This window comes from Actinoallomurus iriomotensis, assembly GCF_030269445.1.
In the GTDB taxonomy this organism is placed as follows: Bacteria; Actinomycetota; Actinomycetes; order Streptosporangiales; family Streptosporangiaceae; genus Actinoallomurus; species Actinoallomurus iriomotensis.
Genome location: NZ_BSTJ01000009.1, coordinates 38,286 through 51,286 on the forward strand (window position 1 = coordinate 38,286; position 13,001 = coordinate 51,286).

14 protein-coding genes are annotated in these 13,001 nt (G+C 69.2%); 6 read left to right on the forward strand and 8 right to left on the reverse strand.

Features of this window, described 5'->3' with window-relative positions:
- Positions 1-692: 692 nt before the first annotated feature.
- From QSK37_RS32410 to rsmG, 3 genes are all read right to left on the reverse strand, one after another.
- Complete coding sequence (locus QSK37_RS32410) at positions 693-1,655, reverse strand: ParB/RepB/Spo0J family partition protein (protein ID WP_285628950.1); 963 nt, start codon at positions 1,653-1,655, stop codon at positions 693-695.
- A 91-nt stretch (positions 1,656-1,746) separates the two neighbouring features.
- On the reverse strand, positions 1,747-2,655 hold the full coding sequence (locus QSK37_RS32415; protein ID WP_285628953.1) for a ParA family protein: 909 nt from the start codon (positions 2,653-2,655) through the stop codon (positions 1,747-1,749).
- A 177-nt stretch (positions 2,656-2,832) separates the two neighbouring features.
- On the reverse strand, positions 2,833-3,540 hold the full coding sequence (rsmG, locus tag QSK37_RS32420) for a 16S rRNA (guanine(527)-N(7))-methyltransferase RsmG (RefSeq protein WP_285628956.1): 708 nt from the start codon (positions 3,538-3,540) through the stop codon (positions 2,833-2,835).
- Positions 3,541-3,764: 224 nt separating this feature from the next.
- Between rsmG and QSK37_RS32425 the strand changes: the two genes are divergently transcribed.
- Complete coding sequence (locus tag QSK37_RS32425; RefSeq protein ID WP_285628959.1) at positions 3,765-4,097, forward strand: DUF6458 family protein; 333 nt, start codon at positions 3,765-3,767, stop codon at positions 4,095-4,097.
- 67 nt (positions 4,098-4,164) lie between these two features.
- Here QSK37_RS32425 and QSK37_RS32430 read toward each other — a convergent pair whose 3' ends face one another.
- From QSK37_RS32430 to rpmH, 5 genes are read right to left on the reverse strand one after another with little or no spacing between them, the layout of a single operon-like run.
- Positions 4,165-4,665 carry a Jag family protein gene (locus QSK37_RS32430; protein ID WP_285577315.1) on the reverse strand — a complete coding sequence of 167 codons (501 nt, stop codon included), beginning with the start codon at positions 4,663-4,665 and terminating at the stop codon, positions 4,165-4,167.
- Between the two features lie 43 nt (positions 4,666-4,708).
- The gene (gene yidC, locus QSK37_RS32435) at positions 4,709-5,740 is read right to left on the reverse strand and encodes a membrane protein insertase YidC (RefSeq protein WP_285577317.1); all 1,032 of its coding nucleotides are present in this window, start codon (positions 5,738-5,740) and stop codon (positions 4,709-4,711) included.
- Between the two features lie 10 nt (positions 5,741-5,750).
- Positions 5,751-6,044 (reverse strand): membrane protein insertion efficiency factor YidD, encoded by a 294-nt coding sequence (gene yidD / locus QSK37_RS32440; protein ID WP_285577318.1) that lies wholly within the window; start codon positions 6,042-6,044, stop codon positions 5,751-5,753.
- Positions 6,041-6,400 (reverse strand): ribonuclease P protein component, encoded by a 360-nt coding sequence (gene rnpA / locus QSK37_RS32445; protein ID WP_285577320.1) that lies wholly within the window; start codon positions 6,398-6,400, stop codon positions 6,041-6,043. Before rnpA ends, yidD begins: the two co-directional genes overlap by 4 nt.
- Positions 6,401-6,412: 12 nt before the next feature.
- Complete coding sequence (gene rpmH, locus QSK37_RS32450; RefSeq protein ID WP_285577321.1) at positions 6,413-6,550, reverse strand: 50S ribosomal protein L34; 138 nt, start codon at positions 6,548-6,550, stop codon at positions 6,413-6,415.
- A 313-nt stretch (positions 6,551-6,863) separates the two neighbouring features.
- Between rpmH and dnaA the strand changes: the two genes are divergently transcribed.
- The 5 genes from dnaA (at position 6,864) to QSK37_RS32475 (ending at position 12,929) form a co-directional block, all read left to right on the forward strand.
- Positions 6,864-8,621, forward strand: coding sequence for a chromosomal replication initiator protein DnaA (gene dnaA / locus QSK37_RS32455; RefSeq protein ID WP_285628964.1), 1,758 nt, complete (start codon positions 6,864-6,866; stop codon positions 8,619-8,621).
- 441 nt (positions 8,622-9,062) lie between these two features.
- Entirely contained in the window at positions 9,063-10,184 is a 1,122-nt protein-coding gene (gene dnaN, locus QSK37_RS32460; RefSeq protein ID WP_285628967.1) for a DNA polymerase III subunit beta, read from the forward strand.
- Positions 10,185-10,240: 56 nt separating this feature from the next.
- On the forward strand, positions 10,241-11,158 hold the full coding sequence (gnd, locus tag QSK37_RS32465) for a phosphogluconate dehydrogenase (NAD(+)-dependent, decarboxylating) (protein WP_285628970.1): 918 nt from the start codon (positions 10,241-10,243) through the stop codon (positions 11,156-11,158).
- A 150-nt stretch (positions 11,159-11,308) separates the two neighbouring features.
- A complete protein-coding gene (gene recF, locus QSK37_RS32470) occupies positions 11,309-12,430 on the forward strand; it encodes a DNA replication/repair protein RecF (protein WP_285577327.1) in 1,122 nt (373 codons plus the stop codon).
- A gap of 19 nt (positions 12,431-12,449) precedes the next feature.
- On the forward strand, positions 12,450-12,929 hold the full coding sequence (locus QSK37_RS32475) for a DciA family protein (RefSeq protein ID WP_285628973.1): 480 nt from the start codon (positions 12,450-12,452) through the stop codon (positions 12,927-12,929).
- Positions 12,930-13,001 lie beyond the last annotated feature (72 nt).

Below are 13,001 nucleotides of genomic sequence, written 5' to 3' on the forward strand. Positions count from 1 at the left end.
AACAGAACGTGGATGAGTTAGGCGCGTCGAGGCGCGCTCTCAGCGGACACTGGACGCGCCTGCCTCGCCTGCCGCTGAAGCGTCCCCACCGAATGCAATCTGTGCCACGGCCGGCTGTCGACACGCAGGGCGCCGCGCCGGACGATGGCGTCGCCGATCCACATCTCGGGCCGCTGGGCGATACAGCCTGCGCCAGACCGACGTCACCGACCACCTACGAGGAGCGGCGCCGCCTCACCCCTCAAGGGCACGAGCGGGGCACGAGCGGCGCATGCCTGAAAGTGCACCGTAGGCGCCGCCGACGGTCACCATCGGAAGCTGATCGCGCGGCCACCATCCAGCGCCCGTTCGCCGCGACCCCGAACCGCCGACCGCACACCACTCCCCGTACACCGCGAATGGACCTTCGCCATCGGCCGTTGCGAGGCGCAGCCTGATGTGCGCCCCGACCGACGTTCGCGGCTAGCGGCGTGGCCGGACCATGTCCGCATCGAACGGCGGACCGCCCACAGGGTTCCTGCTGCGGGCCGACGCCCGGGCAGATCTTCGGCTTAGGCCGTTGCGGCCCCCGGCACCGCCGCCCGGTAGAAGAACGGGAGCGCCGTACGTCGCCAACCTCGTTCGGTCGAGCGGAGTATTCGGAGCCGGCAGGGGACCGGACGTACGAGAGACGACGACCGGTCCCGATCGGCCTACTGCGGGCCGGTGCCCGGACGCGAGCCCGGGGCCATCGCGTCGATGATGCGTTCCAGGTCCTCGAGCGACCCGAACTCGACGACGATCTTCCCCTTGCGGGTGCCCAGGTCGACTCGGACCTTCGTCTCGTAGAGTTCCGAGAGCTCCGCGGCCAGTTCCTGGATGCGCGGGTTCATCGGCTTGTTCCCCGTCTTCCGGCGAACCGCCTGCTTCGTGTCACCCGCCTCCCCCAGGGCGATGATCTCCTCGACCGCACGCACCGAGAGGCCTTCCGCCACGATGCGGGTCGCCAGGCGGTCCTGCATCTCGTGGCTGTCCAGGCCCAGCAGCGCCCGGGCGTGGCCGGCGCTCAGTACCCCGGCGGCGACCCGGAGCTGCACCGCCGACGGCAGGTTCAGCAGGCGGAGGGTGTTGGTGATGTGGGGCCGGGAGCGGCCGATGCGGGTCGCCAGTTCTTCGTGCGTCGCGCCGAAGTCGTCCAGCAGCTGCTGGTACGCCGCCGCCTCCTCAAGGGGGTTCAGCTGCTGCCGGTGGAGGTTCTCCATGAGCGCGTCGCGCAGCAGGTCGTCATCGGTCGTGTCCCGGACGATCGCCGGGATGCTCTCGATGCCGGCGAGCTTCGACGCGCGCAGGCGCCGCTCGCCCATGATGAGCTCGTAGTCGCCCGAGCGCAGCTCGCGGACCACGATCGGCTGCAGCAGGCCCACGATGCGGATCGACGCTGCGAGCTCCTCCAGCGCCTCCTCGTCGAACGTCGTCCGCGGCTGGCGCGGGTTCGGGGTGATCTTTTCGATCGGGAGTTCGGCGAAGTGTGCGCCCGCGACGAGGACCGGCTCCTGCGTCTCGCCGTCGGGGGACGGCGGTGCCGGCTGCGTGGCCGCCTGGTCCGCCGACGGCACCGGTGCCGTGGGGATCAGTGCGCCAAGGCCCTTTCCCAGCCCGCGTCGTTGCTGACTCACTTCGATCCCTCCATGCCCCCAGCGCCGGGCGACCGCCCTGGCTCACTCACACCGCGAAGGTCAAGCGTACGGGCGGACCGGCGCGGCGTCCTCATTTGCGCTCTTCCGCCCCGCGGTAGGCCATCTCCCGCGCCGCCTCCGTGTAGGCGAGCGCGCCGCTGGAGCCCGGGTCGTATGTCAGGACCGACTCGCCGTAGCTGGGCGCCTCCGACACACGGACGCTGCGGGGGATCACCGTGCCGAGCACGAGTTCGCCGAAGTGGCTGCGCACCTCGTCCGCCACCTGGGCCGCCAGCCGCGTACGCGCGTCGTACATGGTGAGCAGGATCGTGGTGACCGCGAGGTTCGGGTTCAGGTGCTGCTTGACCAGATCGACGGTGTGCAGCAGCTGACTCAGACCCTCCAGCGCGTAGTACTCCGTCTGGATCGGGATCAGCAGTTCGTCCGCGCCCGTCAGCGCGTTGACCGTGAGCAGGCCGAGCGAGGGCGGGCAGTCGATGAGCACGTAGTCGAAGTTGTCCAGGTCGTACGCTTCGAGGGCTCGCCGCAGCCGCGACTCGCGGGCCACCATCGGGACCAGGTCGACCTCGGCACCCGCCAGGTGCAGGGTCGCCGGAGCGCAGAAGAGGTTGGCCAGACCCTCCGCCGGCACGACGATGTCGCTGAACGATCCGCCCTCGAGGATCACGTGGTAGACCGACGGAATGTCGCTGTGGTGCTCGACACCGAGTGCGGTGGAGGCGTTCCCCTGCGGGTCCAGGTCGACCACGAGCACGCGGTTGTTGTGCATCGCGAGCGCCGCGGCCAGGTTGACGGCGCTCGTCGTCTTTCCGACGCCGCCCTTCTGGTTGGCGATCGTGATGACGCGGCACCGCGGGGGACGGGGCCACTCCTTCTCACCGCGCTTCGCCTGCACCCGTAGTGCCGCGGCGGCCGCCTGAGCGATCGGCTGGCTCGTTTCACGTGAAACTTCGGCCGCCTTGAGTGCCTCGCTTACCAACTTCGACTCCCCGTGTGCCGGATCACGCTGCGACGTCTCTTTAACAGGATCAGGAGCGGGCGGCGGCGGACTCGCCACCGGAACCTGCGACGGCCAGCCGAGCCCCGTCGTATCGTCCGAAGGCGCCCGCGTGGCTCGGTCCGGCCAGCCCAGTCCCTCTGCCGTGGTCAAGGACCGTCACCTCTTCCGTCCATGCGCTCCACCGCGCCGACGCCCGCCTCGACGGGAAGCAGACCGCTCCTTCGGCGGCTGCGGGGCCCTCCCCGCGACCGCGCGAACTACCGTCGTCGGCGGCTCGACCTTACCGTGACCGACGTGGAGTACCTCTGCCACGCGGACCCCGAATTTCTCCAGAACGGGTCGTGCTTCCTCGAGTTCCGCCGCCGCGCGCTCGCCTTTCAACGCGAGAAGCTCACCTTCCGGCCTCAGCAACGGCAGGGCCCACCCGGCGAGTCGCTCAAGGGGAGCGACGGCTCGGGCGGTGACGACGTCAACGGCGTACTCACCGGCGACCTCCTCGGCACGTGCCCGGCGTACGGTGACGTGAGAGAGCGACAGGAGATCAACGCATTCCTGAAGAAAGACAGTACGCCGCAAAAGCGGCTCCAGGAGTGTTACCGACAGATCCGGTCGCATGATCGCGAGAACGACACCCGGCAGGCCGGCGCCCGAACCCACGTCGATGACGTTCGCCGAGTCGGGGACCAACTCGGTCAGAACGGCACAGTTGAGCACGTGCCGGTCCCAGAGGCGCTCGACCTCGCGAGGTCCGATGAGACCGCGCTCGACGCCGGGACCGGCCAGGAACGCGGTGTACCGCTCGGCGAGGGGAAGCGCGTCCCCGAAGATCTCGCGGGCGGCCGGCGGCGCAGGAAGTGATGGCATAGTGGCAGGCTCTGAAGGCGACTCGGGAACGGTTGGGGATTCCCACCGACCCTCGAATGCTTCCACACCTGAGCGGCCTCGCGAACGCCGACCCGGCAACGCCCCGGATTCGACGCCTCCGACCAGCGTGGACGTACGTGTGGGAAAAAACGCCGCGACACGCATATCCCACGAGCGGTGGGTACCCCTTCGGTGGATGTTCCGTCGAAGGAGAGGTAGCGACCATGGGTATCGGTTCGGCGTTGGTGCTGATCGCACTTGGTGCGATCCTCGCGTTCGCCACCCACTTCCACGTCAGCGGAATCGACGTCCAGATGATCGGCTGGATCCTCATTTTCGTGGGCATCGCGATGCTGGTCATCACGCTCGCCTACACGCGGCCGCGCGCCCGGCGCCGCGCCGCGGTGGTGCGGGACGTCGACGTCATCGACGGCGAGCCCCAGCCCGGGGCGTACATGAGGGGCCCCGAGGAGGAGCCGACCGTGGTCGAGCCGGTCGACGGTGCGGGCCACGCTCAGGTACGCCGGACCGTCCACGAGCGCCGGGACATCCGGTGACGACCACAAAAAGACGGTCCCGTCACAGTCGACTGTGACGGGACCGTCGTTGTTCGTTGGTGCCCGGCTACTCCACGTGGACCACGACGTAGCGGTTGGGCTCCTCACCCTCTGACTCGCTGCGCAGCCCGGCCGCGGCGACGGCGTCGTGCACGACCTTGCGCTCGAACGGGGTCATCGGCGCCAGCGGCTTGGGCTCGCCGGTGCGCTTGACCTCATCGGCCGTCTCACGGCCCAGCTTGGTCAGCTCGGCGCGGCGCCGCTCGCGGAAGCCGCCCACGTCGAGCATCAGCCGGCTGCGCTCGCCCGTACGGCGGTGGACCGCCAGGCGGGTGAGCTCCTGCAGCGCCTCCAGCACCTCGCCGTTCTTGCCGACGAGCTCATCGAGGGTGGCGCCGACGACGGACACCATCGCGCGCTCGCCCTCGACGTCCATGTCGATGTCGCCGTCGAGGTCCGCGATGTCCAGGAGGCCCTCGATGTAGTCGGCCGCGATCTCGCCTTCCTGCTCAAGCGCCTGGACGTCGACCGTCTCGGCCTCGGCGGTCTCGGCTTCGGCTTGGCTCACACCGGGCTCCTCGTGGGTACTCGGACTGGACTGAGAAGTCACGCTATCGCTTCCTCTTGCTGCGGGTCTGCCGTGTCGGCTGTTGTCGCACGACCTTCGGACCCGGAGGCGTGTCCTCCGGCTCCGGTTCGGCATCCGCCTTCTTCCTGGTCTTGCCACCGGCCACGGAGGTGCCGGCCCGCACACCCGCCTTCGCGCCGGTCTTGGCCGCACCCGCCTTGGCGGTGCCGGTACGCGCGCCCGTCTTGGTGGTACCCGTCTTGGCCGTGCCGGTCTTGGCGTCGGCTCCGGCCTGTCCCTCGGCCGTGGCCATCGGGTACTTCTTGTAGACGTAGTGCGACTGGGCCAGCGTCCAGGAGTTGGTGGTCACCCAGTAGATCAGCACACCGAGCGGCAGCGTCAGGCCGAAGAGGCCGAACAGCGGCGAGAGGTACACCAGGAACTTCTGGGACTGCATCATCGGGTTGTCGGCCGTCATCGACTGCATCGAACGGCCGACGCTCGACCTCATCGTGAAGAACGTCGTGGTGGAGCTGATCACGACCGCCAGCAGCGTCACGATCATCGCGCCGACGTGCTTGTCGTGGAACGACTCGACGAACGTCGTGGGGATGGAGGCGCTGAAGATGTGCGCGTGCTGGGCGCTCTGGATCAGGTCCGCCGACATGCCGTACTTGGACTGGCCCGGCTTGGTGGTCGAGATGGCCCGCAGCACGTTGTACAGCGAGATGAAGATGGGGAACTGCACGACCAGCGGCAGGCACCCGGAGAGCGGGTTGGCGCCCGCCTCCTGGTAGAGCTTCATCATCTCCTGGTTGAGGCGCTGCTTGTCCTTCTTGTACTTCTTGCGCAGCGCCTGAACCTGGGGGTTCAGCTCCTGCATCTTCCGCGACGCGTGAATCTGCTTCACGAACAGCGGGAAGATGATGAGCCGCATGAGGACCGTCAGGAGGAAAATCGACAGACCCCACGCCCAGCCGCTGTCCGCGGGGAAGATCAAGCTGAGGCCGGCGTGGATCTGGATGATGACCCACGCGACCGCCTCGAACAGCGGATCGAGGAAGCTGAAACTCACCGACTGGCTCCTAGTGCTCTCCGATTACGGTGCCGCTCTGCGGCGTGAGGTCAGGGGGTACCTCGCCCTTGCGCGGCGGCACGGGGTCGTATCCGCCGGGGTTGAACGGGTGGCAGCGGGCGAGGCGGCGTACGGCCAGCCACCCACCGCGCAGCGCGCCGTGCCGTCGCAACGCGACGAGTGCGTATGTGCTGCAGCTGGGTTGGAAGCGGCAGACGGGCCCGAAGAGGGGGCTTATGAATCGACGGTAGAAGACGATCGGCAGCATCAATGCCCGGGCGACGGGCGTCGGCTTCGCTGTCATCTCCGCCTCTTGACCTCTCGCCGAAGGAGCCGGTCGAGTGCCGCGTCGACATCCGCGGCGAGTTCGTCGTTTCGTGCGGTCGCCGCCTTCGGATTGGCGCGCACCACAAGCAGGCTACCCGCTGGCAGCCGGTAGAGGCGCTCCCGCACGATATGCCGGAGCCTGCGGCGCACCTTGTTGCGGGTCACCGCGTCGCCGACCGGCCGGCCGACGGTGAAACCGACCCGTACCGGCTCGTCGACGTCATCACGGTGTCGCAGATGCAGGACCAGACGCGGCCGCCCGGCACGATCACCGCGCCGGACGGCCAAAGTGAACTCTTCTCGCCGCCGCATCCGGTTTCCGGACGGCAGCATGACTACCGCTGGTCAGACCGCGACGCGGGCGCGCCCCTTGCGACGGCGCGAGGAAAGGATCGCGCGCCCCGCCCTGGTGCGCATGCGGAGCCGGAAGCCGTGCTTCTTGTGCCGGCGACGGTTGTTCGGCTGGTAAGTACGCTTGCTCACTCGAGACTCCAGAGGGGTGCTGCGGTCAACGTTGGTTAGGTCGCATCACGGGCGCATAGACCCCGCCTGCGGGAGTCGGCGACCTGCGGGCGTGCAGCACCGCCGTCGATGCGACTCGACCGTCGTACGTTACGGTCTGGCCTGCCTCCCGGTCAAACCGGCGAGAGTTATCCACCGCGTTCCCCTGCCCCGTGCACAACTTGTGGACAACCCTGTGGATGACGCATGAGAGAGTGGTCCACTGCAGGTGCTCGCGGTACGCCGGGGAAATGACGTGTCGCCGCACACCTGACAAGGGAGGGGAGAACAAAGGATGGACGGTCTGGATCTTGCCCTGGTGTGGACCAGGGCGCTCGAGGCCCTTCCGGGTGATCTCCCGCCTCAGCACCGGGCGTGGCTGGCCATGACGCGGCCGCTTGCCCTGGTCGAGGACACCGCTCTGCTGGCGACCCCCAATGACTTCGCCAAGGACGTGCTGGAGAACCGCCTGCGGCCACTGATCACCCAGGTGCTGTCGAACCAGCTCGGCCGCGACATCCGGGTCGCCGTCACGGTGCAGCCCGACCAACCGCCGCCGGTCGACCGGCCGCTGCCCGCCGAGCCCGAGTCCGACCACGAGCAGCCGCGGCCGTACGCCCCCGAGTCGCCGGGGTACTCCGGCCAGACGCTGCGCGGCCCCGCCGCCGACCCGCGCCCGTACACCCCGGAGCACTACGGCGAGTACGCCGACCGCTACCTGGGCCGTTACGGCGGAGGCCCCGAGGGCGGCCGGGACTACACGGGCGGCTCCGGAAACGCCCAGGAATACGGGCAGGAGTACGGACAGGACTACGGCGGGAGTTCCCCCAGGAACGGCCAGGACTACGGCGCCCCCTACCGCCAGGACCAGCAGCCCCCGGCGCAGAATCCCGCCGAGCCGAAGGGCCCGCAGCGCGACCCGTTCGTCCCCACCCCCGGGTCGGCTCCCGGCGGCGGCTGGCAGCCGCGCCCCTCCGCGGCGCCGGCGGAGAGCAAGGGCACCGGCGAGCACGCGCGGCTCAACCCCAAGTACACCTTCGACACGTTCGTGATCGGCTCGTCCAACCGGTTCGCGCACGCGGCCGCCGTCGCGGTGGCCGAGGCTCCGGCCAAGGCGTACAACCCGCTGTTCATCTACGGCGACTCCGGCCTGGGCAAGACGCACATGCTGCACGCCATCGGCCACTACGCGCAGAGCCTGTTCAACGGCGCGCGGGTGCGTTACGTGAGCTCGGAGGAGTTCACCAACGACTTCATCAACGCGATCCGCGACGGCAAGGCCGACAACTTCCGCCGGCGCTACCGCGACATGGACATCCTCCTGGTCGACGACATCCAGTTCCTGGAGAACAAGGAGCAGACGCAGGAGGAGTTCTTCCACACCTTCAACACCCTTCACAACGCCAACAAGCAGATCGTGATCTCCAGCGACCGCGCGCCCAAGCAGCTCGTGACGCTGGAGGACCGGCTGCGTAACCGGTTCGAGTGGGGTCTGATCACCGACGTGCAGCCGCCGGAGCTGGAGACGCGCATCGCGATCCTGCGCAAGAAGGCCGTGCAGGAGGGCCTGGTCGCGCCGCCCGAGGTGCTGGAGTACATCGCCTCGAAGATCTCCACCAACATCCGTGAGCTGGAGGGGGCGCTGATCCGGGTCAGCGCGTTCGCGAGCCTCAACCGGCAGTCGGTGGACCTCCAGCTCGCCGAGATCGTGCTGAAGGACCTCATCCCCAACGACACCGGCCCGGAGATCACCGCGGCGACGATCATGGCGCAGACCGCGACGTACTTCGGCATCGACATGGAGCAACTGTGCGGCCCGTCGCGCTCGCGCGTGCTGGTGACCGCCCGGCAGATCGCGATGTACCTGTGCCGTGAGCTGACCGAGCTGTCGCTGCCCAAGATCGGCCAGCAGTTCGGGGGACGCGACCACACGACCGTCATGCACGCGGAGAAGAAGATCCGCAAGCTGATGGCGGAGAAGCGTCCGATCTACAACCAGGTCACCGAGCTGACGAACCGCATCAAGCAGCAGGCGCGCAACGGCGGGGCGTGAGTTGTCCCCAGCGGTCCACAGACGTCCACAGGGTCTCCACACCGGTTATCCAGAGACGGTGGATTACACAGGGTGGGGAAAACTCTGTGGATCAATCCGGTGGACAACCATGTGGACGGCGGGGCCGATCCGGTGGATGAGATGGGGATGAACGGTGGACCGTCCGTGGATGAGATGGGGACGCTTCGCGACTGTCCTCAGGCATCCACGGAGTACACAGGCTCGATGCACAGCGCCGGTGGATAGAAACTTGGGGGATGACCTGCGAAGACGAGGGTTTTCCCCAGTATCCACGGCCCCTAAGACTGTGACTGTTGTTCTATCTACTGAAGAGAAAGACAAGAACTAGGGGCTCGCTCGGGGCCACGATTGGGTGAGCCCCGTACGGTCTCATCTGTTCCCACGACCCCAGGTGATCAAAACCTCAGGAGACGGTCCAAAGTGAAATTCCGCATCGACAGGGACGTCCTCGCCGACGCCGTTGCCTGGACCGCGCGCACACTGCCGGTCCGCCCCCCCGTCCCGGTGCTCGCCGGCATGCTCATCGAGGCCGGGGAGACGCTCAAGCTGTCCTCGTTCGACTACGAGGTCTCCGCCCAGATGACGATGGACATCGACGCGGACGAGCCGGGCACCGCCCTGGTGTCGGGCCGGCTCCTCGCCGAGATCTCCCGCAGCCTGCCCGCGCACCCGGTCGAGATCACCACCGACGGGGCCAAGGTGACGCTCAAGTGCGGCACGGCGAAGTTCACACTGCTGACCATGCCTGTGGAGGACTACCCGAGCCTCCCGGCGATGCCGCCCGCGGCCGGCACGGTCGGCAGCGACGAGTTCGCCGCCGCGGTGTCCCAGGTGGCCATCGCCGCGGGCCGCGACGACACGCTGCCGATGCTCACCGGCGTGCGGGTGGAGATCGAGGGTGAGACCGTCACGCTCGCCTCCACCGACCGCTACCGGCTCGCGGTCCGCCAGTTCCGGTGGAAGCCCGAGCAGCCCGACATCTCCGCCGTCGCCCTGGTGCCCGCCAAGACGCTGTCGGACACCGCCAAGTCCCTGACCTCCGGCGCCGAGGTGTCGATCGCCCTCGCCTCCGGCGGCAGCGGCGAAGGCATGATCGGCTTCGACGGCGGCGGCCGCCGTACGACCACGCGGCTCCTCGACGCGGAGTTCGTCAAGTACCAGTCGCTGTGGCCGAAGGAGACCTCTTCGGTCGCGGAGGTGGAGACCGGCCCGTTCGCCGAGGCGGTCAAGCGCGTCGGTCTCGTCGCCGAGAAGAACACCCCCGTGCGCCTGTCGTTCCGGCAGGGCGAGGTGGTGCTGGAGGCGGGCAGCGGCGACGATGCACAGGCTGTGGAAGTTCTCGGTGCCTCGCTGGAGGGCCAGGACATCGACGTCGCCTTCAACCCGCACTTCCTGCTCGACGGGCTCAGCGCGATCGGCTCCGACGTCGCGCGCCTGTCCATGACCACGTCGACCAAGCCGGCCGTCATGACCGGCAAACCGACCGACGACGCCGATCCGGACTACCGTTACCTGATCATGCCGATCCGCCTGTCGAGCTGATCCACAGGTTCACTACGCTCATAGGGGACAGGGGATCCCTTCTGAGGAGAACTCACATGGAACTGGGGATGATCGGCCTTGGCCGCATGGGCGGCAACATGGCCGAGCGCCTGCGTCGGGCCGGCCACACGGTCGTCGGTTACGACCGCGATCCGAAGGTCAGTGACGTCGGCTCGCTCCAGGAGCTCGCCGACCGGCTCAGCGCGCCACGTGCGGTGTGGGTGATGGTCCCGGCCGGTGAGGCCACCCGGGCGACCGTGGAGAGCCTCGCGGATGTCCTCGAGCCCGGTGACCTGGTCGTCGACGGGGGCAACTCCCACTACGTCGACGACCAGGAGCACGCGAAGCTGCTCGACCAGAAGGGCATCGGCTTCGTGGACGTCGGCGTCAGCGGTGGCGTCTGGGGCCTGAAGAACGGCTACGCGCTGATGGTCGGCGGCTCCGAGGAGAACGTGAAGCGCCTCATGCCGGTCTTCGAGGCGCTCAAGCCCGAAGGCGACTTCGGCTTCGTGCACGCCGGCGAGGTCGGCGCCGGCCACTTCGCCAAGATGGTCCACAACGGCATCGAGTACGGCATGATGCAGGCCTACGCCGAGGGCTGGGAGCTGCTCGAGGCCACCGACCTGGTCAAGAACGTGCCCGCGACCTTCAACAGCTGGCGTGAGGGCACCGTCATCCGCTCGTGGCTGCTCGACCTGGCCGACCGGGCGCTGGCGGACGACCCGGAACTGCACAAGCTCAAGGGTTATGCACAGGACTCCGGCGAGGGCCGGTGGACGGTGCAGGCGGCGATCGATCACGCCGTGCCGCTGCCGGTGATCACGGCCGCGCTCTTCGCGCGCTTCGCCTCCCGGCAGGACGAGTCGCCGGCCATGAAGATGGTCGCGGCGCTGCGCAACCAGTTCGGCGGCCATGCGGTGGAGACGGCCAAGGGCGCCGATTCGCCCGGCGCCGACGTCGACCCGCCGGCCTGATCCACACATGATTCACACACGACGCGGGCGGTCCCCCACAGCGGGCGGCCGCCCGCGTCGTCGTTTCCACAGACCGGCCGGGGTTGTGCACAGCCTGGGGACAACGCGTCGGTGCGGCGAGCGCGGCGCGCAGGCCCTACTCTCGTCTGGGTGTACGTCGCCCATCTGACGCTGCGGGACTTCCGGTCCTATGAGTCCGCCGAGATCGCCCTGGATCCGGGGATCAGCGCGTTCATCGGGCCGAACGGCCACGGCAAGACCAACCTCGTCGAGGCCGTCGGCTATGTCGCGTTGCACGGCAGCCACCGGGTGTCCACCGATGCGCCGCTGGTCCGGCAGGGCGCGCCACGGGCGATCGTACGGGCCGGGGTGGTCCGCGACGAGCGACGCGCGCTGATCGAGCTGGAGATCAACCCGGGCCGCGCGAACCGCGCCCGGCTGAACCGCTCGCCGGTGCAGCGGCCCCGCGAGGTGCTGGGGATGCTGCGGACCGTGCTGTTCGCCCCCGAGGACCTCGTGCTGGTCAAGGGCGACCCGGGCGACCGGCGCCGGTTCATGGACGAGCTGCTGACCGTGCGCGCGCCCAGGTTCGCCGGCGTGCGCTCCGACTACGACCGTGTCCTCAAGCAGCGCAACGCCCTGTTGAAGTCGGCCGCCCAGCACCGGCGGGCACCCGGCCCGGAGGTCATCAGCACGCTGGACGTGTGGGACACCCATCTGGCGCGTACGGGCGCGGAGCTGCTCGGCGCACGCCTGGACCTGGTGGCCGCCCTGCGCCCGCTGGTGGCCAAGGCGTACGGCGCGCTCGCCCCGGGCGGCGTCGCGGACCTGGAGTACCGCGCCTCGGCCGGCGAGGAGTTGTCCACAGACCGCGCCGAGCTGGGGGAAAAGCTGCTGGCCGCGATGGCGGAGGCGCGGCGCAACGAGCTGGAGCGCGGGGTGAGCCTCGTCGGCCCGCACCGCGACGAGCTGCTGCTGAAGCTCGGTGACCTGCCGGCCCGTGGATACGCGAGCCACGGGGAGTCCTGGTCGTTCGCGCTGGCGCTGCGGCTGGCCGCGTTCGAGCTGCTCCGCGCGGACGGCGACGACCCGGTGCTGATCCTCGACGACGTGTTCGCCGAGCTGGACACCGGGCGCCGTGAGCGCCTGGCGGAGCTGGTCGCGCCCGCCGAGCAGGTGCTGATCACCGCGGCCGTGCCCGCCGACGTGCCCGAGCGGCTGACCGGCGCGGCCTACGACGTCGCCGAGGGGGAGGTCACCCGTGTCCGATGAGCCGAGCGATCCACAGCCTGTGGAAAAGTCGGGTATCGAGCTTGCCCGTGAAGCCTTGGCCCAGGCCAAGGCGGACGCCCGCGAGCGCGGGGCGTTGCCGGGGCAGACGCGGAAGAAGCGGCGCCGGCCGGTGCGTGAGCCCGGCCGCGGCGGCGACCCGACGGCGTTCGGGCCCGCGATCCGCGAACTCCTGGCCGCCCGCGGCTGGCAGGAGCGCGCGGCCGTCGGCGGCGTCTTCGGCCGCTGGCCGCAGATCGTCGGTCCCGAGCTGGCCGAACACACCAAGCCTGAGACGTTCGAGGACGGCGTCCTGGTGATCGCCGCCGACTCGGCCAACTGGGCCACCCAGGTGCGGCTCCTCGCGGCCAACCTCGTCAAGCGCCTCAACGAGGACCTGGGCCACGGCACCGTTCAGCGGGTCAAGGTCGTGGGCCCGTCGGGCGGGCAGCGCGGCGGAGGGCGACTGCGCGTGACCGGCGGACGCCGCCCGCGCCCCTGAACGGGCCTTGGGCCGGTCGGGCCCGAGTGCCCGGAGCACCGTTCCTTGACGAGTTGTCCACAGCTTGTGCGT

What these genes read in the sequence shown, in the direction of transcription:
- gnd (WP_285628970.1), top strand. Translation starts at nt 10,241, where the DNA reads ATGGAACTGGGGATGATCGGCCTTGGCCGCATGGGCGGCAACATGGCC.
- yidD (WP_285577318.1), bottom strand. Translation starts at nt 6,044, where the DNA reads ATGACAGCGAAGCCGACGCCCGTCGCCCGGGCATTGATGCTGCCGATC.
- QSK37_RS32425 (WP_285628959.1), top strand. Translation starts at nt 3,765, where the DNA reads ATGGGTATCGGTTCGGCGTTGGTGCTGATCGCACTTGGTGCGATCCTC.
- rsmG (WP_285628956.1), bottom strand. Translation starts at nt 3,540, where the DNA reads ATGCCATCACTTCCTGCGCCGCCGGCCGCCCGCGAGATCTTCGGGGAC.
- rnpA (WP_285577320.1), bottom strand. Translation starts at nt 6,400, where the DNA reads ATGCTGCCGTCCGGAAACCGGATGCGGCGGCGAGAAGAGTTCACTTTG.
- dnaA (WP_285628964.1), top strand. Translation starts at nt 6,864, where the DNA reads ATGGACGGTCTGGATCTTGCCCTGGTGTGGACCAGGGCGCTCGAGGCC.